The organism is Nocardia sp. NPDC060249, from assembly GCF_042728755.1.
GTDB lineage: Bacteria > Actinomycetota > Actinomycetes > Mycobacteriales > Mycobacteriaceae > Nocardia.
This window is the reverse complement of the sequence record NZ_JBHXAQ010000020.1, coordinates 41473-67629: the sequence shown is the minus strand read 5'-3', so window position 1 is coordinate 67629 and position 26157 is coordinate 41473. Positions and strand designations below refer to the sequence as shown.

Annotated in this window: 24 protein-coding genes, 1 tRNA gene and 1 other RNA gene; 11 read left to right on the top strand and 15 right to left on the bottom strand. The window is 66.9% G+C overall.

Annotation, left to right across the window (positions count from 1 at the left end; genetic code table 11):
- Window positions 1-143 precede the first annotated feature (143 nt).
- The 3 genes from ACFWFP_RS33335 to ACFWFP_RS33325 form a co-directional block, all read right to left on the bottom strand.
- Window positions 144-1424 (bottom strand): ROK family protein, encoded by a 1281-nt coding sequence (locus ACFWFP_RS33335; protein WP_379301788.1) that lies wholly within the window; start codon window positions 1422-1424, stop codon window positions 144-146.
- A gap of 364 nt (window positions 1425-1788) precedes the next feature.
- Window positions 1789-2493, bottom strand: a complete 705-nt coding sequence (locus tag ACFWFP_RS33330; RefSeq protein WP_379301786.1) for a hypothetical protein — start codon at window positions 2491-2493, stop codon at window positions 1789-1791.
- A 105-nt stretch (window positions 2494-2598) separates the two neighbouring features.
- Window positions 2599-3177: an HhH-GPD-type base excision DNA repair protein gene (locus ACFWFP_RS33325; RefSeq protein WP_379301784.1), complete on the bottom strand. Its 579-nt coding sequence runs from the start codon at window positions 3175-3177 to the stop codon at window positions 2599-2601.
- Between the two features lie 76 nt (window positions 3178-3253).
- Between ACFWFP_RS33325 and ACFWFP_RS33320 the strand changes: the two genes are divergently transcribed.
- Window positions 3254-4060, top strand: coding sequence for a methyltransferase domain-containing protein (locus tag ACFWFP_RS33320; RefSeq protein WP_379301801.1), 807 nt, complete (start codon window positions 3254-3256; stop codon window positions 4058-4060).
- 41 nt (window positions 4061-4101) lie between these two features.
- Here ACFWFP_RS33320 and ACFWFP_RS33315 read toward each other — a convergent pair whose 3' ends face one another.
- The 3 genes from ACFWFP_RS33315 to ACFWFP_RS33305 form a co-directional block, all read right to left on the bottom strand.
- Entirely contained in the window at window positions 4102-5385 is a 1284-nt protein-coding gene (locus ACFWFP_RS33315; protein WP_379301782.1) for an aminotransferase class I/II-fold pyridoxal phosphate-dependent enzyme, read from the bottom strand.
- 165 nt (window positions 5386-5550) lie between these two features.
- An RNA gene (ffs, locus tag ACFWFP_RS33310) (signal recognition particle sRNA small type) lies at window positions 5551-5645 on the bottom strand.
- A 26-nt stretch (window positions 5646-5671) separates the two neighbouring features.
- Window positions 5672-6238 carry a TetR/AcrR family transcriptional regulator gene (locus ACFWFP_RS33305; protein ID WP_378638571.1) on the bottom strand — a complete coding sequence of 189 codons (567 nt, stop codon included), beginning with the start codon at window positions 6236-6238 and terminating at the stop codon, window positions 5672-5674.
- 154 nt (window positions 6239-6392) lie between these two features.
- Here ACFWFP_RS33305 and ACFWFP_RS33300 point away from each other — a divergent pair, with 154 nt between their 5' ends.
- The 3 genes from ACFWFP_RS33300 to ACFWFP_RS33290 all read left to right on the top strand — a co-directional run bounded on the left by ACFWFP_RS33300 (window position 6393) and on the right by ACFWFP_RS33290 (window position 8238).
- Window positions 6393-7394: a hypothetical protein gene (locus ACFWFP_RS33300; protein WP_379301780.1), complete on the top strand. Its 1002-nt coding sequence runs from the start codon at window positions 6393-6395 to the stop codon at window positions 7392-7394.
- 67 nt (window positions 7395-7461) lie between these two features.
- Window positions 7462-7546, top strand: a tRNA-Ser gene (locus ACFWFP_RS33295).
- Window positions 7547-7809: 263 nt separating this feature from the next.
- Window positions 7810-8238 carry a DUF5994 family protein gene (locus ACFWFP_RS33290; RefSeq protein ID WP_379301778.1) on the top strand — a complete coding sequence of 143 codons (429 nt, stop codon included), beginning with the start codon at window positions 7810-7812 and terminating at the stop codon, window positions 8236-8238.
- A 22-nt stretch (window positions 8239-8260) separates the two neighbouring features.
- Here the strand turns inward: ACFWFP_RS33290 and ACFWFP_RS33285 are convergent, their stop codons facing one another.
- Window positions 8261-9712 (bottom strand): threonine/serine exporter ThrE family protein, encoded by a 1452-nt coding sequence (locus ACFWFP_RS33285; protein WP_379301777.1) that lies wholly within the window; start codon window positions 9710-9712, stop codon window positions 8261-8263.
- A 381-nt stretch (window positions 9713-10093) separates the two neighbouring features.
- On the opposite strand from ACFWFP_RS33285, the gene ACFWFP_RS33280 reads away from it, so the two are divergent.
- Both ACFWFP_RS33280 and ACFWFP_RS33275 read left to right on the top strand, forming a co-directional pair.
- On the top strand, window positions 10094-10738 hold the full coding sequence (locus ACFWFP_RS33280) for a helix-turn-helix domain-containing protein (protein WP_379301775.1): 645 nt from the start codon (window positions 10094-10096) through the stop codon (window positions 10736-10738).
- A 267-nt stretch (window positions 10739-11005) separates the two neighbouring features.
- The gene (locus ACFWFP_RS33275; RefSeq protein ID WP_379301773.1) at window positions 11006-11488 is read left to right on the top strand and encodes a helix-turn-helix domain-containing protein; all 483 of its coding nucleotides are present in this window, start codon (window positions 11006-11008) and stop codon (window positions 11486-11488) included.
- A gap of 19 nt (window positions 11489-11507) precedes the next feature.
- Here the strand turns inward: ACFWFP_RS33275 and ACFWFP_RS33270 are convergent, their stop codons facing one another.
- Both ACFWFP_RS33270 and ACFWFP_RS33265 read right to left on the bottom strand, forming a co-directional pair.
- Window positions 11508-12938, bottom strand: coding sequence for a hypothetical protein (locus ACFWFP_RS33270; RefSeq protein WP_379301771.1), 1431 nt, complete (start codon window positions 12936-12938; stop codon window positions 11508-11510).
- A 96-nt stretch (window positions 12939-13034) separates the two neighbouring features.
- Complete coding sequence (locus ACFWFP_RS33265; protein WP_378638552.1) at window positions 13035-13244, bottom strand: DUF397 domain-containing protein; 210 nt, start codon at window positions 13242-13244, stop codon at window positions 13035-13037.
- Window positions 13245-13664: 420 nt separating this feature from the next.
- Here ACFWFP_RS33265 and ACFWFP_RS33260 point away from each other — a divergent pair, with 420 nt between their 5' ends.
- From ACFWFP_RS33260 to ACFWFP_RS33250, 3 genes are read left to right on the top strand one after another with little or no spacing between them, the layout of a single operon-like run.
- On the top strand, window positions 13665-14150 hold the full coding sequence (locus ACFWFP_RS33260; protein ID WP_379301769.1) for a DUF309 domain-containing protein: 486 nt from the start codon (window positions 13665-13667) through the stop codon (window positions 14148-14150).
- Between the two features lie 9 nt (window positions 14151-14159).
- A complete protein-coding gene (gene gluQRS / locus ACFWFP_RS33255) occupies window positions 14160-15080 on the top strand; it encodes a tRNA glutamyl-Q(34) synthetase GluQRS (protein ID WP_379301767.1) in 921 nt (306 codons plus the stop codon).
- A 45-nt stretch (window positions 15081-15125) separates the two neighbouring features.
- Entirely contained in the window at window positions 15126-15854 is a 729-nt protein-coding gene (locus ACFWFP_RS33250) for an RDD family protein (RefSeq protein ID WP_379301765.1), read from the top strand.
- Between the two features lie 69 nt (window positions 15855-15923).
- On the opposite strand, the gene ACFWFP_RS33245 is transcribed toward ACFWFP_RS33250, so the two are convergent.
- The gene (locus ACFWFP_RS33245; RefSeq protein ID WP_379301763.1) at window positions 15924-16517 is read right to left on the bottom strand and encodes a DUF4190 domain-containing protein; all 594 of its coding nucleotides are present in this window, start codon (window positions 16515-16517) and stop codon (window positions 15924-15926) included.
- Window positions 16518-16632: 115 nt separating this feature from the next.
- On the opposite strand from ACFWFP_RS33245, the gene ACFWFP_RS33240 reads away from it, so the two are divergent.
- Window positions 16633-17406 (top strand): queuosine precursor transporter, encoded by a 774-nt coding sequence (locus tag ACFWFP_RS33240; RefSeq protein WP_379301762.1) that lies wholly within the window; start codon window positions 16633-16635, stop codon window positions 17404-17406.
- A gap of 36 nt (window positions 17407-17442) precedes the next feature.
- On the opposite strand, the gene tgt is transcribed toward ACFWFP_RS33240, so the two are convergent.
- The 5 genes from tgt to ACFWFP_RS33215 all read right to left on the bottom strand — a co-directional run bounded on the left by tgt (window position 17443) and on the right by ACFWFP_RS33215 (window position 23516).
- Window positions 17443-18696, bottom strand: a complete 1254-nt coding sequence (tgt, locus tag ACFWFP_RS33235; RefSeq protein WP_378994448.1) for a tRNA guanosine(34) transglycosylase Tgt — start codon at window positions 18694-18696, stop codon at window positions 17443-17445.
- A gap of 20 nt (window positions 18697-18716) precedes the next feature.
- Window positions 18717-20621 (bottom strand): ABC transporter ATP-binding protein, encoded by a 1905-nt coding sequence (locus ACFWFP_RS33230; RefSeq protein ID WP_379301761.1) that lies wholly within the window; start codon window positions 20619-20621, stop codon window positions 18717-18719.
- Window positions 20618-22351, bottom strand: coding sequence for an ABC transporter ATP-binding protein (locus ACFWFP_RS33225; protein WP_379301760.1), 1734 nt, complete (start codon window positions 22349-22351; stop codon window positions 20618-20620). The genes ACFWFP_RS33230 and ACFWFP_RS33225 overlap by 4 nt, the downstream gene beginning before the upstream one ends.
- An 84-nt stretch (window positions 22352-22435) precedes the next feature.
- Window positions 22436-22912, bottom strand: a complete 477-nt coding sequence (locus tag ACFWFP_RS33220) for an RrF2 family transcriptional regulator (protein WP_379301758.1) — start codon at window positions 22910-22912, stop codon at window positions 22436-22438.
- A 10-nt stretch (window positions 22913-22922) separates the two neighbouring features.
- Window positions 22923-23516, bottom strand: a complete 594-nt coding sequence (locus ACFWFP_RS33215) for a TetR/AcrR family transcriptional regulator (protein WP_379301756.1) — start codon at window positions 23514-23516, stop codon at window positions 22923-22925.
- A gap of 201 nt (window positions 23517-23717) precedes the next feature.
- Here ACFWFP_RS33215 and ACFWFP_RS33210 point away from each other — a divergent pair, with 201 nt between their 5' ends.
- Window positions 23718-26012 carry an MMPL family transporter gene (locus tag ACFWFP_RS33210; RefSeq protein ID WP_379301754.1) on the top strand — a complete coding sequence of 765 codons (2295 nt, stop codon included), beginning with the start codon at window positions 23718-23720 and terminating at the stop codon, window positions 26010-26012.
- Window positions 26013-26157 lie beyond the last annotated feature (145 nt).

Here is a 26157-nt window from a genome sequence, read left to right as displayed (position 1 = left end):
CAGCCGCGGAGATGCGACGAAGGAGCGATTCCGCGGCGCCTAACCGGCGGCCCCTCAGGGCCGCGGACACGCGCGCGCCAGCGCGCCAACAAACACAGCCTCAAACCGTCCTGGGACTACCGAACACCAAGCCCCAGCCCCAGCTAAACCCGGCGAATAGCCGCCAACGGATCCGCATACAACGCACTCAACGAAGTAACCACCGCCGCGAACTCCTGAACCTTCCCCCCGAACCCACTGATCCGAATATCCGTAGCCGCCAACTGCGTACTCTGCGAAAACGCCCGAGCCACATGCCCCAGCGCGGGCCGATACCCCGTAAACGCCTGCCCGCCCAGCACAACCCGATCCGGGTTGAGCATGTCCCGAACCAGCGCGACAGTCTGTCCGAGCATCGTCGCCCGCTCGGCGAGCAGTTCCCGCGCCGATTCGGACCCGGACTCGGCCGCCCGATACAGATCATTGATCGTGGTCCCGGCAGTCCCGTTGTGCGCCGGAATGATTCCGCGACCGACAGCCCGAGCCTGCAGGGCCCGATCACCGACGGTCACTTCCAAGCAGCCACGCCGGCCGCAGGTGCACTGCACATCGGAGCCCGTCGGCAGATGCGCGATCGACCCGGGCCCATTGCTCGGGGTGTGTACCCGGCCGTCGAGAGTGACGGCGATGCCCGCTGTCTCACGGACGTAGAAGTAGAGGCTGCTGCCGTGCTGGGCAGCGGGAAGTTCGGTATCGGGCTCGGGCCTGCGCGCGTCGAAGGTCGGCAGCAGCAGCTCCGAGGCAGCCATCGCCTCGACGTGCGGTGCGACGGAAACCGGCAGCTCGAGCACATCGCCGAGCACCTGCCCGATCGGCGCACCCTTCCATTCCAGCTTCGGATGGTCGACCACACCGCTGTGCGGATCCACTCGCCCACCGATGGCCACACCGGCCCACAGCGGCGTCCGCCGGTGCCACCGCTGCAGGAACGCCTTGGCGCTGCGCGCGACGGTGGTGACCGCGAATTCCTGCCCGGTCTGCGGTGTGGCGATGGCCAGCCCGCCGAGAATCCGGCCACGCAGATCAGCGGCGACGATCTTCGTCGCCTCGGCGCCGATATGAATGCCCAGCGTCAGGTAGGCATCGTGGTCGATCTCGAAGGGCACCCGCGGCCTGCCGACCGCGCCCGCGGCGGTCAGATCGGGCCGCTCGCGCAGCAGTCCCGCCGAAAGCAGCGACGCCACTTGCCGGTTGACGGTGGCGATACTCAAACCCGTTGCCCGCGCGGCATTGTCGCGCGAGACCGGGCCGGAGGCGGCGGTACGCAGCACCGCGGCGGCCGGGTTGTCGCTACGCCGCAGCTCCGGCGGTACAACGGGACGGGAAACACGGGGGCGACCGGCGCCCGTCCGGGAGGCGGGGCGATCGATGATGGGAGCAGACATATGAAGTTCCTTGCCAAAAATCCCGTTATCCCAACGGGATTGCCTACACGTGGGGCGTGGCAGCTCGCGAACCTGAAGGGCTCAGCTGCAGGAGCAGGAACGACACAGTTCGCGCGTCAACGGCAACCGCAAGCCCAGAGCGGCGGTCACGTAGGTGACCCGCTGGGCGGTGAGACGGTTGCTGGACATAACAATCAAGTTAACACCGAATACCGACCCATCCAAGCCAAACCGGCGAATTGTGCGCTGCGGCACATCATCGCCGCAGGTCAGCGGTGCGCATGAGGGGCGCAATGGGTGTCAACGAGGAAACCCCCTGCGGGAACCGGAGTTCCCGCAGGGGGTTTCGACGACCTGGCCGGAGCTACTTGGCCGGCGCGTTGAAGGGCGCGGAGATCGTGGAGAAGTACTGGATCGCGGCACCGATCGCCACCGGGGCAGTGATGAAGATCTGGCCCAGGATGACGCCGAGGGCGCCGATCGTGGTGGCGCCGACGACGCAGCCGCCGATGCCGCCGGGGAGGGCGCCGAAGATCGCACCGAGCACGCCACCGGCCACCAGGCCGCCGGCCGCACCTGCGACGCAACCGATCGCCGCGCCGCCGAGACCACCGGCCAGGGTGCCGATAGCGGCGCCCAGCGAGATGGTGGAGGTCAGACGGCTCCAGGCAGCCTGCTCACGCTCGTACTCGGTCTTCCACGGCGCCTTGTCCTCGTAAGGCAGGGCGACCGGCTTGTAGACGGCCTTGGCCGGGTCCAGCTGCGGGGTCAGGGTCGCGGTGTTGCCCGAGATCTCGGCCGCGATCGGCAGCTCGAAGTCATCGAGGCGGAAGCTCAGGGGGGCACCCGCGACAACGGTGCCGTTGGCGGCCTTGATCTTGAAGACGCCGTCCTCTTCGACCAGCGAGCCGGCATCAGTGGTGATGACAGCCTTCGAGTCGTCGACGACCTGGGCGGTGTAATTGATCGGGGCGGCCTCTTCGGCCGGCGCGGCGTTCACGGTGCCTGCCGTGATGCCCGTAGCCACGGTCAGGAGCGCCGCGACAACGGCGAACTTCCTCATCTTCATAAAACTGCCAATCCCTCATCCGTTGTGGAGCTGTTCGAGATGCAAGCTTCGAGCAGATCCACCCTCCTGACGAGGGAAAAAAACAGCTAGATCTTAACTAGGAATTCATTTCGGGGCTTTGGCCGCCGCCTTGGCCTGCTTCTTGAATTCTCTTACTTCCGATAATGTTTCGGCATCGACGACATCGGCGACCGAGCGTCGCGACTCCTCGTCGCCATACGATCCGGCCGCTTTTCGCCAGCCGCCGGGCCGCACGCCACGTTGTTTTCCGAGCAAGGCGAGAAAGATCTTCGCCTTCTGCGCCCCGAACCCCGGCAGGTCCTGCAACCGGCGCAGCACCTCCGCGCCGTCGGGGTCGCCCGCGGTCCAGATCTGCGCAGGTACACCGTCGTAATGCTCGATCACATACTGGGCGAGCGCTTGGGCCCGCCGCGCCATCGACCGCCCATAACGGTGAATCGCCGGTGGGGTGGCCGCGAGTTCCTCGAATTCGGCCGGATCCGCTTCGGCGATGCGGCGCAGATCGAATCCGCCCATGCGCTCGGCGAGTTTGCGCGGCCCACGAAACGCGTGCTCCATCGGGTACTGCTGGTCGAGCAACATCCCCAGCAGCAGCGCGAAATCGTCGGTGCTGAGTAGTTCGTCGGCCTCGGATTCCTGCGCGAGGCACAGCGTGCGAGTCATACATTCATCGTGACACATTTCACCAGTAGCCTCTGAGTCCATGCTCACGAGGACTGCTCCCACTCTGGCGGTGCGAATGACCGATTACACCCCACGACCGGACCGCTTCGACCAAGCGGGCCGGGATCAGCTGATCGATGCCCATGATCTGGAAGTCACCCAACCCGGTATGCGCGCGCTCGGCGCCTGGAGTCACACCGCGCTGGCGCTGCGGCCCGGCGAGAGCGCGCTCGATATCGGGTCGGGCACCGGATCGGAGGTGTTCATCTTCGCCGAGGAAGTCGGGCCCCACGGCACCGCGATCGGCGTCGAACCGGATCCGAATCTGCTCGCCTCAGCGCAGCGCCGCGCGGTCGAGTCCGGGTCGAGGGCGAGCTTCGTCTCCGGCGATGCCTACGGCTTGCCGTTCGGCACCGATACCTTCGACGCGGTGCTGTGCGAACGGGTGTTCCAGCACCTCACCGCTCCCGCGCGGGCGGCGGCCGAGATCGCCAGGGTGCTGCGGCCCGGTGGCCGCGCGGTAGTGGTGGACTGCGACTGGGCGACCGCGATCGTCCATCCCGGCAACCCGCGAGTGGTGAGCGCGGTGATCGACACCCTGATCTCCTCGACCACCAATCCGCTGTCGGGGCGTCGCCTCGCCGGACTGCTCAGCGGCGCCGGCCTGGTGGTCGACGAGATCGGCTCACACGCGCTGGTACAGGACCGGACGGTCGGCGCCGGGGCCCTGGTCCGCCGGATCGCGGATCTGGCCGCCCTGCGCGGGGCGATCACCGCGACCGAGCGCGATCAACTGCTCGCCGACCTCAAGGCGGGCGCGGACCGCGGCGACATCCATATCTCGGTCACCCTGTTCGGCGCGCTGGTGACCAAACCGAGCTGAGCACCGGCGGGGCCTGCCGGGGCCCCGCCGGTGCTCCGGGCTCAGAGCAACTTCTCCGTGGCCGCGAGCAGCACGCAGGTCGCCAATCCGTCCATCGCCTTCTCCAGTTCCGGCAGCTGCGGGAAGCTGGGGGCGATGCGGATGTTCTTGTCCTCGGGATCCTTGCTGTACGGGAAGGCCGAGCCCGCGGCGGTGAGCGCGATGCCCGCCTCCTTGGCCAGGGCGATCACCCGGGCCGCGGTGCCGTCGAGCACGTCGAGGCTGATGAAGTAGCCGCCCTTGGGCTCGGTCCACGAGGCCACCTTCGACGCGCCGAGGCGGTCTTCCAGGACGCGGCGCACGAGCGCGAACTTGGGTTCGAGCAGCGCACGATGCTTCTGCATGTGCTCGCGCACACCCTCGGCATCGGTGAAGAAGCGCAGGTGCCGCAGCTGGTTGAGCTTGTCGGGGCCGATGCTCTTCTTCGAGGCGTGCGACAGGTACCAGTCGATGTTGGCCTGCGACGCTCCGAAGAAGCTCACGCCCGCGCCGGCGAAGGTGATCTTGGAGGTCGAGGCGAACACCAGTGGACGGTTCGGGTTGCCTGCCGCCTCGGCCAGGCCGAGTACGTCGACGACCGGCGCCGCGGTGTCGGTGAGCGGGTGCACCGCGTAGGCGTTGTCCCAGAACAGGCGGAAGTCCGGCGCCGCGGCGGGCAGCGAAACCAGCTCGCGGACAATCTCTTCCGAGTAGACGACACCGGTGGGGTTGGAATAGTTCGGCACCGCCCACAGGCCCTTGATCTGCGGGTCGTTCGCCAGCAGCGTCGCGATGGCGTGGACGTCGGGGCCGTCGTGGCGCATCGGGATGGTGATCATCTCGATGCCGAGCGCCTGGGTGATGGCGAAGTGACGGTCGTAGCCGGGGGCCGGACACAGCCACTTGATCGGCTCGTCGTCGACCCAGCGGCGCGGGGAGTCGGGGGTCCCGTAGAGCATCGAGAACACGATGATGTCGTGCATGATCTCGAGGCTGGCGTTGTTGCCGGCCAGCAGTCGCTCGACGGGGATGCCGAGCAGTTCGCCGAAGATCGCGCGCAGTTCCGGCAGACCGGTGAGGCCGCCGTAGTTGCGGCAGTCGGTGCCCGAGCCGTCGCGGAAGTCGCCCTCGCCCGGCAGGGACAGCAGCGACGAGGACAGGTCGAGTTGCTCCGGCGACGGCTTACCTCGGGTGAGATCCAGCGTGAGCTTCTCAGTTTTGAGCGTCGCGTAATTCGCGGACTGGGACTCGTGCTCGGACACGAGTTCCTCGTGGCTCATCAAACCGATCTGCGTTTGCCGGGGCATCCTGGGCAGCCTTTCGAAGCAGCAAGGGGGGTGCACGCTGTGCGTGCTGACAGGCGCAACGTTACCCGGCGATTGCCCGGAATCGGCGGGGTATCGGAGCGGGGATCAGGCTCGCACGCTGCGAAGGTGCGTAGGCCGATCGGTCTGAGCGGAGACCCCTGAAATTAAAGGGGACCCCGCGCACCCGGCAGAGCCCGTTGACCCTTGCTGCCTTCCGGCCCTGGGGGAGTTCACAGGATGCTCGCCGCGCGGGATCCGTCGGCCAGTGTAGCGGTTGTTCTCGGTACTAGCGATTCCGGTCTTCGAACAGCAGGTCGGCGGCGCGCGTGAGAACCTCGACGCGGGTGCGGCCCGCATGGTCGGCGGCCAGGAAGTGGCTGCCGATGGTGGCGCAGAAGGCGAGCAGGCTCCTGGCTTCGACCTCGTCGGGATCTTCGCAGAACACGCCGATTGTCTCGCGCAGCAACGCCATTCGCGTGTTGTCGACGCGGCGCAGGCGTGCGGCGACGTCGTCGTCGCGGCGGGCCCAGTCGCGGATCGCGAGGTCGATCGGGAGCAGGCGATTGCTGGAGAAGGTGAGCAGGCCCGCCACGCGCGCCTTGGTCTTCGGGTCGAGCGTCTCGACGCGTTCGAGCACCTGGTCGGTCGCTTCGCTCTCCCACACGTCGAGCATCGCGGTGAGCAGTGCGTCACGGTCGGCGAAGTAGCCGTAGAAACCGCCTTTGGTCACGCCGATGCGCTTGGCCAGCGCCTCGACCCGCACGGCGTCGACGCCGGAGGACGCCAGCACGGCCAGACCTTCCTCGACCCATCTGGCCCGGGGCGTTCGCGCGGTACCCACGACGTGTTCCACCTCATATCCCTCGACAGCGACCGCATCCCACCAGTCGATACTCGAGTGTACGCAACCGTATAACCGTCGCGCCGACGGTGACGCTGGCTACGATCTATCCGATATCGGCAGCGGGGGGTTCGGTGTTCCCCATGACTGGAGAGGGGGCCCGATCGTGACCGGCCCGAATCAGCAACCACCCGGCGACGGTGTGCCGCCGTCCGACCCCACCGTCGCATGGTGGGAACGACCAGGCGAAGGCGCAGGTCAGAACCCCGGCCAGGCCGATCCGACGGTGCTGCGCGGCAATATCGGCGCGCCAGGCCCGTACACCGCGCCGCCCGCGGCCACGCCGTATCAGAGCGGGGCCAATCCCTACACCGCGCCGCCGTACCAGAGCGGCACGAACCAGCAACCGTTCGCGCAGCCGCAGCAGTTCCCGCCTCCGCAGCAGTTCGCACAGCCGCAGGCCGGCGGATATCAAGCGCCGCAGCCGCAGTGGGGCGCACCGCCGCGACCACCCTCGTCGGGCAACAAGGCGGTGTGGTGGATCGTCGGTGGCGCCATCGTGGCGGTGGGCGTGCTCGTGATCGGGCTGATCGCGTTCACGGCCAACAAGGTCGACGACGACAATCCCTTCGGCCCCGATCCGGACAAATGGGCGGGCAGTTACGTCTTCAAGGACGGCAAGAACGCCTGCGACCTGGTCGATCTCACCGTGCTGAACCAGTGGTCGTCCACGCGCGAGACGACCACCCACACCGAGCGTGGCCCGTCGGAGTACATCGGCGGCGGCTCCTACGACTGCGACGCGAAGAACCAGGAGGCGGGCCGCAACGCCAATGACGCCGCCTTGGGGCTCGAGGTGGAGTTCAAGACCGAGAGCGAGACCGAGTCCGACTACTCGCGCTGGAAGGGCTACGACACCAAGACCACCGGCAAGGACTACGACCACGGCCCGGTGAGCGGCCTCGGCACGGAGGCGTACTACGCCAGCGAGCAGCACACCTACGGCTCCATCCCGAGCGACTACTCCGTCGTGGTGGCCGCGCACGACAGCAACATCTCGGTGAAGGTGGAGATCGAGGTGTCGACGATGCGCACTGTCGACAAGGCGGCCATGCGCACCGCCGCCGAGACCCAGGTCCGCAAGGTGCTGGCCGCTCTGAAGAAGTAGCAGGTCAGAACCGGTCGCGGGGGCCCGGTTTGGCATCGACCCCCTGCGACCCGCTATGCTGCTCCACGGAGGATTCGCCTAGTGGCCTATGGCGCTCGCCTGGAACGCGGGTTGGGTTAACGCCCTCAGGGGTTCAAATCCCCTATCCTCCGCAACAGCAGGGCCCTGATCGGTTCGCCGGTCGGGGCCCTGTTCGTTTAATCGGTGGATCTGTCAGTGGGCTTCCGTAGAGTGAGCCCCGATGGTGCGGGAGACCCCCACCACACCCACATACCGTCGTCGCCGCCCCAACACCGATGTGCGTGCCGACGCAGTCCAGTGGGTACCCAGCCTTCGCGCCGGTCCGGAGTTCGGATCGCGCCGGTCGATGCCACGAGCGCGTCGACCGCAGAGAAATCAGAAAGTACACAACGAAGTGAATACATCACCTGAAACGAGCATCGGGCGCGACGCGTCCGGGCCGATCCGGCTGATGCTGCGTGATCGCACAGCCACCACCGGGCCGATCGACGGCGCCTGGTGGCCGCGAACCGACCAGCCGATGACCGAGTTGCACCAGTTGGTGACCGCGGTCGGACCGCGGATCGGCAAGCTGGCCCGGCTCGGATTCGACTGGACCACCGGCGAATCCGGCGACAGCACAGCCCGCAACGAACAGGCCGCGCGCATCATGCACATGGTCGGCAGCAACGGCGCCGCGCTCGCGCTGCTGGTCATCCCCGCGGCCACCGAAGCAGCCGCCGCGCGCAGCCAGATGCGCTGGGCGGCAGGCAAACCACGCATCCAGGACCCCGCGCCCGCCGACACGGCGGCCGACGGGCCACGCACCCTCGTGCAAATCTGACCGGCACCTCGCGGGATCTCCGTCATCGGTCGCTGGTGAACGACGGATCGAAGTCGCGCGGCGCACCACGACGACTCAGCAAACGGTCGAACCATTCACCCAGGATGACGCCCGCGGCCAGCGCGCAGCCGACACCGAACGCTCCGAGGATCTGCCCGAAACCGAGCAGCGTTTCATCCTCGAGCAGGGCATACAGCCCGCGATACACCTTCAGACCCGGCAGCAGCGGCGTGATGCCCGCCGCCGCGACGACCAAGGGCGGGGTGAGCGCGCGACGCGCCATCAGACCACCGGCGAGACCGACCACCGTGGCCGCCAGGCCGGCCGACACCACCGGCCCGAAGCCGATGTCCTGCGCGCCGAGGAAGGCCATGGTGCCGCCCGCACCGCTGAGCCCGGCCGCGAACAGCGCTCGCCGCTCCGCGTAACAGGCCATCGCGAAGGCGATCGCCGCGACCGCACCGGCCACCAGCTTGATCGCCAGATCGTCGGTGTCGCGGCCCGCGCTGGCCGCGATCTCCGGCACCGCGATCCCCAACATCGTCGAGATCCGCAGGGCCAGACCGATGCCCGCGACGATGCCGCCGGTCATCATCACCACTTCGAGCATGCGGGCGGCTGCGGTGATCGGCGCGCCGGTGATGGCGTCCTGCACCGAACCCACCAATTGCTGACCCGACAGCAGCACGGTGATGCCCGCCGCGACGATCAGCGCCGCGTCGGACCGCCAGTGGTCGCTGACCGAGGCGAGCGCGATGGCCGGGATCGTGGCGATGACACCACCGACCATGTGCTGGAAGAACATCGGTAGACCGAGCTGATGCAGGTACCGGTTCACCACGTCGATCACCGCGGTGGTCGCGAAACTGATCACGGCGAGCACGAACCCACCACCGAGCAGCACCGCGATCGCCGCCGCCAGCAGCGACCAGCCCGCCGTCGACACCCAGCGCGGGTAGGGGTGCCGCGACGAGATCAGTTCGTCGAGGGCGGCGTGCGCCTGGTCGACGGGCACGATCTGGCTGCGGATGCGGCGCGTCAGCCGGTCGACCGCGGCCAGCCGGGTGAAGTCGAGCGACCGGTACTTCACCACGCGCATATCGCTGGCCGGCGGCAGGCTGGGTCCACGGTCGGCCCAGATGCGGATCGCGTCGAAGGTGACGTCGATATCGCAGCTGTTCAGACCGTAGGTCGAGGCGATGAAACGGACCTGCGCGGAGGTGTCACCGACACCGGTGCCCGCGGAGAGCACGACCTCACCCACTCGCACGGCCAGGTCGAGTACCTGCGAGACCTCGGCGTCGTCGGCGAGGTCGATCGGTTTCAGCGGGGTGGGTGCGGCGACGATGTTGTCGGCGGTGGCTCGCTGCGACGGCAGGACGAACGGTCTGCGCAAGCGCCACCACCGCTGGCGCAGACCTGGGCGTTCGAGGATCGTGGCGCCGTCGCCTTCCGCCAAGGGGTCCGCATCCATACCTCGACGGTAATGGCGATCGCAGCACCTTCGTCGTCTCGCAATCAGTTCGTCAACGTGTCGAGTCCGGATTCGGTCGGTAGCGGAACGCGTGGCGAGGCTCGAAGTCGCGCCGTAGGGTCAGATGTCGTCGATCAATCCGGTGCTGTAGGCCGTCGCCGCCAGGTGCTGTAGGCAGCGTGGGCCGCATCCGTTGTGCTGAGTCAGCACGAAACGGGCCTGCTGGAGCGAAGAAATGGAAGAATCGGCCAGACAGTCGGCATGTGCGCCGCGCCAGTGGTCTTCGTGGCGGAGGGTGGCGGCGCGCGAGGTCGGCGGGTCTGGTGCGGAAGTGTCCAGCAGGGTGTGACGGGAGGGGCAGGCAATGGAGGCGATGACTGTATGAACACCGGGACGGGGAAGGTGATCCAGGAGCGGCGCAGGCTGCTCGGGCTCTCCCAGCCCGCGCTGGCCACCGCGATCGGGGTGAGCTCGCGCCAGATCACCAGGTACGAGTCCGAAGAGCAGTCGCCGACACTGCCGGTCGCGGTCCGATTGGCCGACGCGTTGCAGGTCTCGCTGGCGGAGCTGGCGGGCATCGTGGACAACCGGGTCGACCTGGCGGGCGACTGGTGGGCAGCCTGGCAGAAACCGGCGAACCACGCGGACGAGGTCGAGGTAGCGGCGGTGACCATCCGGCACGAGGGCGACCATCTGATGCTCGACTCGGCCGCCGAACCGCCTGCGCCCGAGGCCGATCCGGTCGCTCAGGTACGTGCCGAGATGCGGGTATGGGAGGGCGAGGCGCTCACCGGCTGGATGCGCGGCATGGATATCGCGTTCCCGGTCGGCACCATCTACTACTCGCTGCATCCCCAGGGTGCTCATGCCGTCGGCTCGTGGACGACGAAATCGGGCCCCGACGGTCTGGTGCGCGGCTGGAGCGTCCTGGCGCGGGAGAAATCCGACGCCGAGAAGCTGCTGGCGGAAATGCTGCGCACCGACGGCAATGTCGAGTCGTGGCCGGGACCCTCGCGCTCGGCCTGAAGCCGCCGCCTGATCTCGGCGACGCTCGGACGCCCGCGTTCGGCGGGCGGGGTGAGTAGTAGGTAGCGGCTCAGCGCTCCGAACACGAACAGCCCCACGGCAATCCACAGATAGATCTCCATCGGTTCCCCTCCGAACGAGTCAGTGCTTGCACGAGTGGCGCGGTATGGTGGTCGCTGAGCCGCCACGAGAAAGTATGGTCGCCGTCAAGACCTTTTGGACAGCAAAAAGCGTCTACAAACGTCTACAGTTCTCTACGATGAATCCATGTCCAGTCGGGGCGAGCAGGGGAACGGCGTCGTCGGAGCTCGGTTGCGGCGATTGCGGGAAGAGTCGGGATTGTCGCTGGCGGCGCTGGCCGCGCGCGTTCCGTACAGCAGGGCGGCACTCGGGCACTACGAAACCGGTACGCGAGCGGCGTCTTTCGAGGTGATCGCGTGGTACGAACGAGTACACGCGCAATCGACGCCCGCGCTACCCGGCACTCGCCGACGCGATCCGCGTGCTGCCGACGCGGCCCTCGCGACAGCGATCGCCGCGGCGCACCGGACCGGCCCGCTCATCGAGATCGGGCGACCCCATCAGGGCGACAGCGGAACCGGATACTTCTGCCCGTTCCGGATCGACGGTGTGGTCGAGGGCGAAGCCGCGGGAACCGATCCGGCGACGGCCTTGCACTCGGCGCTGCTCGCGGTCGGCGCGGAGCTGAACCGTGCGGGAAACTGCATCGGCCCTGGTCGACCTGGGTGAACCGGCACAGCCCGGCGGATCAGTGGTGCGCGGCGACGACCGTTTCGAGCGCGAGGGCGAGCAATTCCAGGTAGCGGTCCGGATCGGCGATCACCCGCGGATCGGAATGCACTGACAGCGTGATCGTTTCGCCGAGCCCGTGGACACCGTGGGTCAGGTGCATGACGGTACCGAGGGCCGGAAAACCCCCGGTGAACAGCACCGGGGCGCCCGCGAAGGCGAGATCGGCCGGTCCTCGATAGACGCTGGACACGACGGTATTGCCATCGAGCGACGCGGGGACGTTGTCCAGTTCGGCCCGTGCGACATCGCGTACCGCCAGGACCGCGGGAACCACGTCGCCGACTCGATCCTGCGCGGAGAGCAGTGGATTCAGTGCTCGCTCGCGACGGGCGGCGAGTTCATCGGCGATGAGATTCGCGCGCACACGCAGGTCGGGTTCGTCGATGTGCAGGTCGATGGACAGTCCGCGGTAGTTGTTGCGGGCCGCGCTCGGCGCCGGAAGTGCCATCGGTAGTGCGGTCCCCAACCGCTCCGGTTGCTCACCCCGCTCCGTGAAGTAGTCGACCAGCGCGCGCGAAATCGCCGTCAGCGCAATAACGGTGACGGTTTTACCCGGAATGCGGAGCTCGTCCGCATCGACGACGAGCATTCGCACCGCGTGGCCGCCGACCGCGGCGGCCGGATTCAGCACACAGGGCGCGAAACCGGCTGCGGCGGCCGGTACCTCACCGGCCGCGGTCCGGTCCGCCAATTCCCGTTGCGCCAGGTACGCGGCCCGCCCGCGCCACACCGTCGCCGCGAACTGCCCGGGAAAGCGCAGCACCCCAAGCACTCTCGGATCTATCCGTCGGGCAATCCATCCACAAGGTTGTCCACAGGAATCCACAGGCTGTGCAGGAGTTTTACCAGGTCCGACCGGGTGATCTGCCGAGTTGTCCACAGGCGTACCGGATGCGCTGTGGACAACTGCCGCATCCGCGGCCATCCCGAAGAGCGCTCGCCCGATGGCGGCGGCACGGGTGCCGTCCGCCAGTGCGTGCGAAAGTTGCAGCACCACCACCACAACGGGTTCCGCCGATCGCGGCGCCGAGTGGACCGACCGGAAAACATGGACACGCCAGGGAGATTCGGTCGCGACGACCCCGGTTCCCAGGAGTTCGCCCAGATCCGCGAGCAACGCCTGCCACGACAGACCGTCCGGGCGGTGGTGCACGAATTGCTGGGACGCGAATTCGGCCGGAACCCAGCGCGGGTAGGCGAGGTCGCCCGGAATCTCCTGTAACCGGATCCGCAGATCCGGAATGCACGCGACGCGCGCGGCGATGAAAGCGCGGAGTTCGTCGGTGGCGCAATCGGTTTCGGCGAAAGAGTAGAGCAGGAATACGTCGTTGGCGGTGCGCCGCGACAACCAGTACATCGTCGCGTCACGCGCGGCCATCGTGGTCATCCGGCCACGATAGGCCACCCCGCCGCGGTCACTGAGAAGGCCCCGAGTCCGCTCGACTCGGGGCCGGTATTGCCCATTCGAGATGCATCTAGCGGCTCAGCCGCGCGCGAACTCTCCCGCGGTGACATCGGCGAGAAAGGCTCGCCACTGCCCTGGACCGAAGGCCAGCACGGGTCCACGGCCGCGATCCTTCGTGTCGCGAACGGCGATATCGCCGCCGGCGAGAAAGGCTACTTCGACACAGTTCCCATCGGGTCCGCTGTAGGTGCTCTTCCGCCACACAGCGTCGGTCACATCAACTTCCACGGCACTTGCTCCTTTGGTTCATCGAGAAGAGGGGATAACTCCTGGAATCGTTGCAACATTCCGAAATCCGGCGCGACCGATGAGTTACTTCGTGGCACACAAGGCACTGCCACACGGCACGCGCAACTGACCGGCACGAACCAGCGCATCAAGGCGTTTCCGCCTCCGGGGGCTGCCCCCGCGGAAGAAACACTAGCAGGTCTTCCGCAATGTTGCGGAAGAGAATTTGCTTTCCCATATCGTTTTGCCAAGCTTGCGAAGCTTCACGTTTGCGGGGGCATTGCCAGGCCCCTTACCCATTCCCGATCCGGTCGACACATCCTGATTTACTTCCATGTGATTGGTCCGTGATACGTCAATTTCTCGAGTACCTCAGCAGCCACATGAGCACCATCGGGGGCAGGCGTGGATCATGGGGGAATGATCTCCCGTGACCGTGACACCGCAGGTCGTGCCCGTAACGACCGCCCCCGCGATCGACTCGGCCGACCGCTGCCCCCCGGCAGTGCCGGAGTCGCCCGAATTCCCGACGACCTCGAGCTCGGGCCCCAGCAAACTCTCACCTTCGCTCAGCAACTGCTGGACGACGGATTGGCATTCAATGCCCACGAAGTACTGGAGGCGGCATGGAAGAACGGACCGGTTGCCGAGCGGATGCTCTGGCAGGGGCTGGCCCAATACGCCGTCGGCCTCACCCACATCCAGCGAGGCAACGCCAAAGGCGCGGGCACTCTCCTGCGCCGCGCGAGTGAGCGACTCGGGTCCTACCCGGCGAATGCCCAGCAGCACGACATCGACCGCGCCGGACTGATCGCGCACGCGCGAGAACTGATCGCAGCGCTCGACGCCGGTGACGTCATCGCCGAGGAACGGCTGCGAACGCGGCTGTGCCGCGAGCCCACCTAGGATCGAGGGGTGCCAACGAGTCGAGGCGCGGGCCGCTACGCGCCGAGCCCTTCGGGCGAGCTGCACGTGGGAAACCTGCGTACCGCGGTGCTCGCCTGGCTTTTCGCGCGAACCTCCGCGCGCGAGTTCCTGATTCGCGTCGACGATCTGGACCGGGTCCGGCCCGGTGCCGCACAGCGCCAGCTCGACGACCTCGCCGCGATCGGCATCGACTGGGACGGCCCCGTGGTCTACCAATCCGAACGACTGCCGAACTACGCGGCCGCTGTGACCGAACTTACCGCGGCCGGGCGCACCTATGAATGTTTCTGCACCAGACGCGAAATCCAGCAGGCCGCCACCGCACCGCACGGGCCGATGGGCGCCTACCCCGGCACCTGCCGTCAGCTCAGCGCTGCCGAGCGCGCGGCCAAGCGGGCCGAAGGACGGGTAGGCGCAGTGCGATTGCGCGCCGACGTCACCGAGTACGAGATCACCGATCTGCTGCACGGCCGATATCGGGGCGCTGTCGACGATCTGGTGTTGCGCCGCGGCGACGGTGTCCCCGCCTACAACCTCACCGTCGTCGTCGACGATGCCGCCCAGGGCGTTGACCAGGTGGTTCGCGGCGACGATCTACTGCCGTCCACCCCGCGCCAGGCCTACCTCGCGCAACTGCTCGGACTCACCGTCCCGACCTACGCCCACGTGCCGCTCGTGCTCAACGAGGAGGGTAAGCGACTGGCGAAACGCGATGGCGCCGTGAGCCTTTCGGATCAGCGTGCCCTGGGCAACACGCCCGGAGACGTGGTGGCGGCGATCGCGGAGTCACTCGGGTACTCCGCACGGACGACTGCCGAGCTGCGCGAAGTTTTCGACCCAGCGCGCATCCCCGAGAAACCATGGATACTCGAGCCTATCGGGTTGTTCCGACCAGAGGGATGTCCGTAACGTACGCATCGACCGATCTAGAAGATCAAAACGAGGACTGAGATTATGACCAGCGGTGGTTACGACCCCAACCAGTACCCGCAGGGCGGTCAGCCCGGCGGCTACGGCCAGGACCCCTACGGCCAGCAGCAGCCACAGCCCGGCTACGGCCAGCAGCAGCCGTACGGCCAGCCCGGACACGGCGGGGCACCCCAGCCCGGTTACGGCCAGCCGGACCCCTACGGCCAGCAGCAGCCGGCCTACGGGCAGGACCCGTATGGTCAGCAGGCCTACCCGCAGCAGGGTCAGTACGGTCAGCCGCAGGGCCAGTACGGTCAGCCGCAGGGCTTCGGCGGCGTACTGCCCGCTGATCTGGGCGTTCGACTCGGCGCGCGCGTCATCGACGGCATCATCATCGGCATTCCGCTGTTCTTCGTGAACCTCGGCATCAGCTTCGCGCTGTTGGACAGCCCGTTCCTCGCAGGCGTCGTGCTCTGGATCATCATGGGTATCGCCTACGTCGGTTACAACGTGGGACTCGAGACGACCCAGGGCACCACGCTCGGCAAGAAGCTGCTCGGTCTGCGCGTGCTCGCCCCCGGCGGCGCGCCGAAGCTCACCCCCGAAGCGTCGCTCAAGCGCAACATCTTCCTGGCTCCGCTGGTGGTCTACTGCCTCGGCGGTCTGGTCACCACCGGCCTGTCGATCTACATCGCGGTCACCATCAACAACGACCCGAACAAGCAGGGCTGGCACGACAAGTTCGCCGGCGGCACGCAGGTCGTCAAGGGCTGATCGCCCGCATCTGACGAAAACAACAGGGGCGCTTCCGGATTCCGGAAGCGCCCCTGTTTCGTCGGGAGATCAGTAGGTCGTGGACGTGTCGAATCCACCGGCGATGCCGAGCACCACGAAGAAGAGGATGTAGAGGACCCAGCCCACGATCGCGGCGACACCGATCCAGATGCCCGCCTGCGCCATGCCCTTACCCTCGCCGCCGCGCTCCTTGATCTGGTTGAGCGCCATCACGCCGAGAATGATGCCGACGATCGCGCCGATACCGCAGCTGCACAGACCGATCAGCGAGGAGACCAGCGCGCCGATCGCCAGGCCGTTAGTACCCTGCGGCTGCGGGTACTGCCCGTAGGGCTGGTACGCGCCCGCCGCCGGATACCCGCCGTAACCGGGCTGCTGCCCGTAAGCGGGCGGCTGCTGCGGATACTGCGGCTGGCTGGGCTGCTGGTACTGCGGCTGCGACGGCGGCTGCTGCGGATACTGCGGCTGCGAAGGGGGCGGCGCCGGCTGCTGCGGATACTGCGGCGACGACGGATATTGGGAAGGCTGCGACGGCTGGGAGGTCGGATGCTGCGGCACCGAACCCGGCGCGCCGGACTCCGGGGACACGCCGGAGCCGCCGTACTGCTTCCACCACTCGTCGGAATCGCCGGGATTCGTCATAACGACAGCGTATTCCATATGCGCTCGATGAGCGCTGGCGCGCTCGAGGCGGGGCCCTTCGGGCCGCCCTTGATAGAGACCCATCAGGTTTGGCGGACCTGGGAGAATATGGGCCGTGACTGATACAAACTCGCTCGACAAACCAGCTGAATCTGGGCACCCCGCGCCGGAACATGCGGCATTCGCCCAGGTTGCGCGGGGGTTCTATCCGGTAATCGTCGCCCTGTTCACCGCGACGCTGATCATCTCCAATATCTGCGCCACCAAGGGTGTGGAGTTCTTCACCGACAGTTCGGTGATGCTGGGCCCGATCCAGATCCTGCCGATCGCGACCGACGGCGCCTTCTTCCTGTTCCCGCTGGCCTACATCCTCGGCGACGTGCTCAGCGAGGTCTACGGCTTCCGCGCCACCCGCCACGCCATCTACACCGGTTTCGGCGCGCTGCTGCTCACCGTCGGCTGCTTCTACATCGCCATCCGGCTGCCTCCCGCCGGCTTCTACGAGAACCAGGAAGCCTTCCGCACGGTCCTCGGCACCACCCCCCAGCTGGTGCTCGCCGGTCTCGCCGGCTACTTCGTCGGCCAGCTGCTCAACTCGGCCACCCTGGTGCTGATCAAGGAACGCACCAAGGAAAAGCACCTCTGGGCCCGCCTGATCGGCTCCACCGTTGTCGGCGAGTTCGCCGACACCCTGATCTTCTGCTCGATCGCCGCTACCGCCATCGGCATCAACACCTGGCAGTCGTTCATCAACTACGTCATCGTCGGCTTCCTGTGGAAGACCCTGTGCGAGGTGCTCGTGATGCCGATCACCTACCGCGTCATCGCCCTCCTCAAGAAGACCGAACCGACCTACGCTCCGGCGAAGGTCGACGCGCTGCACGACTAGCCCGCGGGGCGGGCGGCGGGTCGGAAGGTCCGCCGCCTACTCCCCCGGCACCTTGATCCGGCCCCGCCACTGGCCCAAGAACTCCTTCTTGAACTCGTCGAAGTAGCCGCCCTCGATGCTGGCCCTGATGCGGTCGACGAGGCGAATCGTGAACCGCTCGTTGTGAATTGTGCACAGTGTGGCCGAGAGCATCTCCTTGGCCTTGAACAGGTGATGCAGGTAGGCGCGGGTGTAGTGGGCGCAGGTGTAGCAGTCACAGTTCTCGTCGATCGGGGTGAAGTCGCGACGGAACCGGGCGGTGTTGATGTTGAACCGGCCCTCGTCGACATAGATCGCGGCATTGCGCGCCACCCGTGAGGGATTGACGCAGTCGAACGTGTCCGCCCCGTTCTCGATCGCGGTGAACATGTCCTCCGGTTCGCTGATTCCCAGCATGTGGCGCGGTTTGGCCTCGGGCAGCTCATCACAGCACCACCCGACGATCGTCCCGAGATTGTGCTTTTCCAGCGCACCGCCGATGCCGTAGCCGTCGAATTCCGTTCCACCACTGCCCCGGATCGACTCCAGCTCACGACAAGCCTTGCGCCGCAGATCTTCGTACTGCGCACCCTGGATCACCGCGAACAGCGCCTGATAGGGCCGATGACCGCGCACGGCGGTGAGCCGTTCGTGTTCGTCGATGCACCGCTGCGCCCACTCGTGCGTGCGCTGCAACGACTTCTCTTGATAGCCACGGGTATTCATCAAGGTGGTCAGCTCGTCGAAGGCGAACATGATGTCGGCCCCGAGTTCGTGCTGGATGCCCATCGACACCTCGGGCGTGAAGCGATGCTTCGAACCGTCCAGGTGCGAACGGAAGGTGACCCCGTCGTCATCGACGGTGGCCAGGCGCTCCTTGCCCGCCGCGATCACCTGATCGGACCGGATATCCACGGCCTCCATGGCGAGGACCTTCTTGAACCCGACCCCCAGCGACATCACCTGGAACCCGCCGCTGTCGGTGAAGGTGGGCCCCGGCCAATTCATGAACTTCCCGAGCCCACCCGCCTCGTCGACGACGTCGGCACCGGGCTGCAGGTACAGGTGGTAGGCGTTGGCCAGCAGCGCCTGTGCCCCGATCTCGCGCATCGTCTCCGGCAGCACGGCCTTCACCGAAGCCTTCGTTCCCACCGGAATGAAGGCAGGCGTGGCGATCTCGCCGTGCGGGGTGGAGATCACCCCGGTCCGACCGTGCCTGCCCCCGTCCAGACGGGTGCCTACTTCGAAGGAGAACTCGCTGCTGTCGGCCACCGACCCATCGTGCCAGGGCCTTACTGAGCGGCCGCGAACTGGGCGTTGTACAGGTTGTAGTAGGGCCCGCGCTCGGCGAGCAGCCGCTCGTGGGTGCCGTGTTCGACGATGCGCCCCTTGTCCATCACGACGATCAGATCCGCGTCACGAATCGTCGAAAGCCGATGCGCGATCACGAAACTGGTGCGATCGCGGCGCAACGCCGCGGTGGCGTGCTGGACCAGCGACTCGGTGCGGGTGTCGACCGAACTGGTCGCCTCGTCCAGGATCAGGATCGACGGCTTGGCCAGGAACGCGCGGGCGATGGTGATGAGCTGCTTCTCACCCGCGCTCACCCCGCCGCCCTCCTCGTCGATGACCGTGTCGTAGCCGTTGGGGAGCGAGTGCACGAACCGGTCGACATAGGCCGCCCTGGCCGCGGCCTGGATGTCGGCTTCCGAGGCCGTCGGGTTGCCGTAGGCGATGTTCTCGCGGATGGTGCCCTTGAACAGCCAGGTGTCCTGCAGCACCATGCCGATGCGCGAGCGCAGGTGATCGCGGGTGATGGTGGTGATGTCGACGTCGTCGATGGCGATGGTGCCCGCGTCGAGTTCGTAGAAGCGCATCAGCAGGTTCACCAGCGTGGTCTTGCCCGCGCCGGTCGGGCCGACGATGGCGACCACGTGGCCGGGATCGGCCACCAGCGAAAGCCGTTCGATGACCGGAGTTTCCGGGTCGTAGCCGAAGGACACCGCCTCGAACTCCACCCGCCCGCGATCCACCGGACGCGCGTTCTCCACCAGCGGATCGGGCCTCTGTTCCTCGGCGTCGAGGATCTCGAAGATCCGCTCCGCCGAGGCGACGCCGGACTGCAGCAGGTTCGCCATCGCACCGATCTGGGTGAGCGGCTGGCTGAACTGGCGCGAGTACTGGATGAACGCCTGCACGTCGCCGAGCGACAGGTTGCCGGTGGCCACCCGCAGCCCGCCGACCAGCGCGATGAACACGAAGTTCACGTTCCCGAGGAACATGATGGCGGGCATGATCAGGCCGGAGATGAACTGCGCCTTGAAGCTCGCGTCGTAGAGCTTGTTGTTGCGCTGGTCGAACTCCTCGCCGACCTCGCGGCCGCGGCCGAACGCGGTGATGATCTCGTGGCCCGTGTAGGCCTCCTCCACCGAGGAGTTCACCTCGCCGGTGAATTTCCACTGGTTGACGAAGTGCGGCTTGGATCGCTTGGCGATCTGCGCGGTGACCACGATCGCGGCGGGCACCGTGAGCAGCGCGATCAGCGCCAGCAACGGCGAGATCCAGAACATCATGATCAGGATGCCGATCACGGTGAACAGCGAGACCAGCAGCTGGCTCATCGTCTGCTGCAAGCTCTGCGAGACATTGTCGACGTCGTTGGTGACGCGGCTGAGCACGTCACCGCGCGGCGCGGTGTCGAAGTAGCGCAGCGGCAGCCGGTGCAGCTTCTGCTCCACCTCGTCGCGCAGCCGCTTCACGGTGCGGTTGATGGCGATATTGAGCAGATAACCCTGTAGCCAGCCGAATATCGCGGCGGTCACGTACAGCGCGAGCACGAGCATCAGCACGCGGCCGACGGCGTCGAAGTCGATGCCGGTACCGGGGATCACGTTCATCGCCGAGAGCATGTCGGCGCGGGTGGTCTCGCCTTGGCTACGCAGCAGTTCGACGGTCTGGTCCTTGGTGAGGCCGGGTTCCAGCTGCTTGCCGACGAAGCCGTCGAACACCAGGTTCGTGGCCCTGCCGAGCAGGTACGGGCCGAGCGTATTGAGCACCACGGAGGTGATCACCAGCGCGACGATCACACCGACGGTGAACTTCTCGGGAGCCAGCCTGCTCACCAGTCGTTTGAGCGACGGCTTGAACGACTTGGCCTTCGTTCCCGGCGCTCCGGGAACGGGTCCACCTGGCCTCATCGGGCTTCCTCCACGCTCAGCTGGGACTCGACGATCTCGCGGTACTCCGAGCAGCGCTGCATCAGGTGGTCATGGGTTCCGATGCCCGCGATCGCACCGTCTTCGAGGACGACGATCTGGTCGGCGTCGCGAATTGTCTGAATCCGCTGGGCCACGATGATCACCGAGGCATCCGCGGTCTCGGGCTCGAGCGCGGCCCGCAGCCGGGCGTCGGTGGCGACGTCGAGCGCGGAGAACGAATCGTCGAACAGGAAGATCCGCGGTTTGCGCACCAGCGCGCGGGCGATACACAGCCGCTGGCGCTGACCGCCCGACACCGTCGTGCCGCCCTGAGCCACCGGGGTATCGAGACCCTGGGGCATCTCCCGCACGAAATCGGCTGCCTGGGCGACCTCGAGTGCGTGCCAGAGTTCGTCGTCGGTGGCTTCGGGCTTGCCGTAGCGCAGGTTGGTCGCGATGGTGCCGGAGAACAGATAGGCCTTCTGCGGCACCAATCCGATCCCGCTCCGCAGCAGTTCGAGGTCGAGGTGGCGTACATCGGTGCCGCCCACGTAGACCGCGCCGTCGGTGACGTCGATCAGGCGCGGGATCAGGTTGAGCAGTGTGGTCTTGCCCGCGCCGGTCGAACCGACGACGGCGGTGGTGGTGCCGGGCGCCACCTGGAATCGGATCCCGCGCAGCACGGGCTTCTCCGCGCCGGGGTAGGCGAATTCCGCGAACTGCATGTCGATGGTGGCCGGGTCGCCCTTGAACGACTGCGGCAACCGCGGCGGGCGGACCGAGGACTCGGTCTCGAGCACCGCGCCGATCCGATCGGCGGAGACGGCCGCGCGCGGGGCCATCATCGCCAGGAACGAGGCCATCATGACGGCCATCAGGATCTGCATGACGTAGGACAGCATCGCGGTGAGCGAGCCGATCTGCATGGTGCCGTTGTCCACATGGTGACCGCCGAACCAGATCACCCCGACCGCGGTCAGATTGCTGATCAACATCACGGTCGGGAACATCAGCGCCATCAGCTTGCCCACGCGCAGCGACGCGTCGGTGAGCGCGGTGTTGGCCATCCCGAAGCGCCAGGTCTCCTGCCGCTCGCGCACAAACGCGCGCACCACCCTGATGCCGGTGATCTGCTCGCGCAGCACGCGGTTGACTCCGTCGATGCGTTCCTGCATCTGCCGGAACCCCGGCACCATCCTGGCCACGATCGTGCCCATGGACAGGGCGAGGGCGGGCACCGCGATCAACAGCAACCACGAGAGCCCGAGATCCTCGCGCAGCGCCATGATGACGCCACCGACGCACATGATCGGCGCCATCACCAGGATCGTCACCGACATCACGATGAGCAGCTGGACCTGCTGAATGTCGTTGGTCGAGCGGGTGATCAGCGACGGCGCGCCGAACATCCCCACCTCTCGGGCCGAGAACGTCTCCACCCGGTGCAGCACGCCACCACGCATGTCCCGGCCTGCGCCCATCGCCGCCTGCGCGCCGAAGTACACCGACGCCGCCGAGGCCACGATCTGCACGCAGCTCACCGCGAGCATCCACAGACCGGTGGTCCAGATGAAACCGATGTCGCCCTTGGTGACACCGTCGTCGATCAGGTCGGCGTTGAGACTGGGCAGGTAGAGCATCGCGATAACCGAGATCAGCTGGAGTACGAGGACACCCGCCAGCTGAGCGCGGTACGGGGCCAAGTAGGTCCGTAGCAGGGTGATCAACATGATGGTCGAAGGCTACAGCGCGGCGATGACCAGCGCCGAGGACTTTTACCCACCCTGTGGATAACTCTCAGCCTGTGGACAACCTCATGCGCCCGCGGGCGTGCGGGGCTCCCGACGCGCCCAGGCGCCGGGGTCGGCGACCAGTTCACCGATGAACCCGGGCAGCCGGTCGGTGGCGACGTCGGCGATGGAGACGTTCTCCAGCACCGCCCTGATATTGACCCGCAGCGCGATCCACACCTGCTGCAGCGGTTCCGCGGCGCCGGGATAGCGCACATCCTCGGGCCGCTGCCCGCGCACCGACGCCAGCGGCGACTCCACGGCGCGGATCACATCGGCCACCGAGATCTCGGTCGCGGGCCTGCCGAGGCGATACCCGCCATCGGGCCCGCGCCTGCTCAGCACGAGCTCGGCGCGACGCAGTTCGGCCAGCACCGTCTCCAGCACCTTCGGCGGGATCTGCGCGGCGGCGGCGATGGCCTCGGACTTGACGACTCCGTCGGCCGCGGCGAGCTCGAGCAGCGTTCGCACCGCGTAATCGACCCTGGCGGTGATATGCACGGTGTCGAACTTACGCGGTGCCGCATGCGGTCAGTACGCAGGTCGCCGCGTCCAGGAGGGTTTTCTCGACCATCTCGTCGGTGGCGCCCGGCGCGAGCTCGGACGACAGCAGCGCCACCCCCAGCACCTCGATCGCCGCCGCGGCCCGCAGCTGAGAGTCCTGGGTCGGATTGGGCCCGGCCAGCCATTGCCGCAGCTCACGGGTGGGTTCCATCAGGTCGGGGTAGCGGTCGGCGATGGCGTTGACGATGGCCGCGGTGTCGCGCACGCAGAGCGCGCCCGCGTCGCGATGGCGGATCATGCCGCGCAGGTAGGTGCGCAGGACCGCGCGGATACCCTCGTCGTTGTAGGGAACGGCCTCGATGTCCTCGACGATGTCGCGCATGTGATCGATGATCGGATCGATGATCGCCAGAAGCAGATCGAGCTTCGACGCGTAGTGGTAATAGAGCGAAGCCTTCGTGATTCCCACCACATCCGCCACCTCGCGCAGGCTCGTCTGCTCGAACCCCTTGGCGGCGAACAGCTGGACCGCGGCGTCGCGGATCGCCTGTTTAGTGCCCCCACCTGCGGTGACGGTGTCGGCGATGTCTCGGGCGGCCATGGCGGCAATCCTCCCATGATTCGGTGTGACGGATCCGGAGCCCCCAATATTGAGGTTGCTCCTCCACTTATCTACTAGGTAGTCTACCTACCGCACGGTAGGCAGAAAACGATGTTGTGGAGGCGGGTCCCGCAGGGGTGGCCCGCGAGTGCTGTCTACGAGCCATGCCACCCACCCGTTCTTCGCGCTAGGAGCACCCGCGTGTCCGTATACCTGTACAGATGGGGAAAGTTCGCTTTCCGCCGTAAGTGGATCGTGTTGCCGGTCTGGCTACTGCTGTTCGTGCTGCTCGGCGGCCTCGGCGCCACCCTGAGCAAGCCGATGTCCAACGACTTCAGCATGCCCGAGCTGCCCTCGGCCCGCGCCAACGAGATCCTCGACAAGCACTTCGAGGGTATGTCCGAGCAGTTCTCGATGGATGCCGTCACCGGCACCTACGTGATCGGCGCGCCGGAGGGGCAGAAGCTCACCGACCCGGCCAACCGGGCCGCGATCGAGGCATTCATCGCCAAGCTCAACGACCTGTCGATCGTCGATCACGAGAAGAAGCTGACCAGCCCGGTCGCGGCCACCGAGGAGATGGGCTGCCTCGCCGCCCCTGACCCCTCGAAGTGCTCGTCCGCCCCGCTCAACGTGCTGAGCGAGACCGCACCCGACACCGTCGGCGTGCTCAGCGTCCCGTTCACCATCAAGGCCGTCACCGACGTGACCGACGCCGAGCGCGATGCCGCCTTCGAGGTCGGCGCCGAAGCCCGCAACGCCGGGCTGACCGTCGAGCTCAGCGGCTCGATCGCGATGAAGCAGGAGCAGCCGAGCGGCAAGTCCGAACTGATCGGCATGGGTGTCGCGCTGATCGTGATGGTGGTGGCCTTCGGCGCCATCGTCGCCGCGGTCGTGCCCATCATCACCGCCATCGTCGGCCTCGGCGCGGCGACCTCGCTGATCATGCTCGGCACCTCGGTGATGGAGGTGCCCGGCTTCACCACCTTCCTGGCCTCGATGATCGGTATCGCGCTGTCGATCGACTACGCGCTGTTCATCGTCTCCCGGTACAAACACGAACTGGCCGTGCGTGATTCGGCCGAAGAAGCCGCGGGTACCGCGCTCGGCACCGCCGGTTCGGCCGTGGTGTTCGCCGGCCTCACCGTCATCATCGCGCTCGGCGCGCTCGGCATCGTCGGCGTGGAGTTCCTGACCTTCATGGGTCTGGGTGGCGCCATCGCCGCCGCGTTCGCCGTGCTCACCGCCATCACCCTGATGCCCGCGCTGATGGGTGCGTTCGGCAAGTCGCTGTTCAAGCCGAAGCTGCCGGTCGTGGCACAGCACGATCCCGACGACGAGAACTCGGTCACCAACGGTCAGCGTTTCGCCAAGGTGATCGCCAAGGCGCCGTGGGTCGCGTTGATCCTGTCGGTGCTCGTGCTCGGTGCGCTCGCCGCGCCCGCCGCCGGTCTGAACCTCGGCCTGCCCGGCGATGACAGCATGCCGAAGACCTCCACCATCCGGAAGGCCTACGACCTGCGCACCGAAGGCTTCGGTGAAGGCAGCAACGGTGTCCTCATGGTCGCCGCGGATTTGAGTGCGACGCCCGAGGGCGAGCGTGAGGCCGCGGTCGGTGCGCTGCGTGCCAAGCTCCAGTCCTACGAGGGCATGGACTACGTCACCGAGCCGGTGTGGAGCAAGGACAACCAGGGCGCCATGCTCAACGGTGTCCCGAAGTCCGGTCCGAACAACCAGGACACCAAGGATCTGGTCGCCGAAGCACGTGGCGCGGAAGCGGATCTGAACGCGCAGTACGGCATGGAGTACGGCATCACCGGCACCACCGCCATCTACGCCGACGTCGACCACGTACTGCTCAGCAAGATCCTGCCGTACCTGGCGATCGTGGCCGGTGCCGCGTTCATCCTGCTGATCCTGGTGTTCCGCTCGATCCTGGTCCCGCTCACCGCCGCGCTCGGCTTCCTGCTGTCGATGGGTGCCACCTTCGGCGCGACCGTGCTGATCTTCCAGCAGGGCAAGTTCGGGCTGATCGAGGATCCGCAGCCGCTGGTCAGCTTCCTGCCGATCATGTTGATCGGCTTGGTGTTCGGCTTGGCGATGGACTACCAGGTATTCCTGGTGACCCGGATGCGCGAGGAATTCGTGCACGGCAAATCGCCCAAGGACGCGATGGTCTCCGGCTACCACCACGGTGCTCGCGTGGTGACCTCGGCCGCGATCATCATGATCTCGGTGTTCGGCTCCTTCATCCTGGAAACCGACGTCACCGCCAAGTCGTTCGGTTTCGCGCTGGCCGCCGGTGTGGCGATCGACGCGTTCATCGTTCGCATGGTCGTCGTGCCCGCACTGCTGGTGATCATGGGTAAGTGGGCGTGGTGGATGCCGAAGTGGCTCGACCGCGTCGTGCCCGATATCGACGTCGAGGGCGCGAAGCTCGAGCAGCTGCGTGCCGAGAACGCCGAAACGGTGAAACACCCGGTTTCGGTGGGCTGACCCGCAACCTCGAGCACGGCCCCGCAATCCGCTGTCGGATTGCGGGGCCGTTCGTTTTCGGCATCCGCGCTGCACCGGTGCTTGATATCGCCGTTGCTGGGCACCAGACTCAGGGCTAGTTCGACCCGGCTACACCTCCGATCCG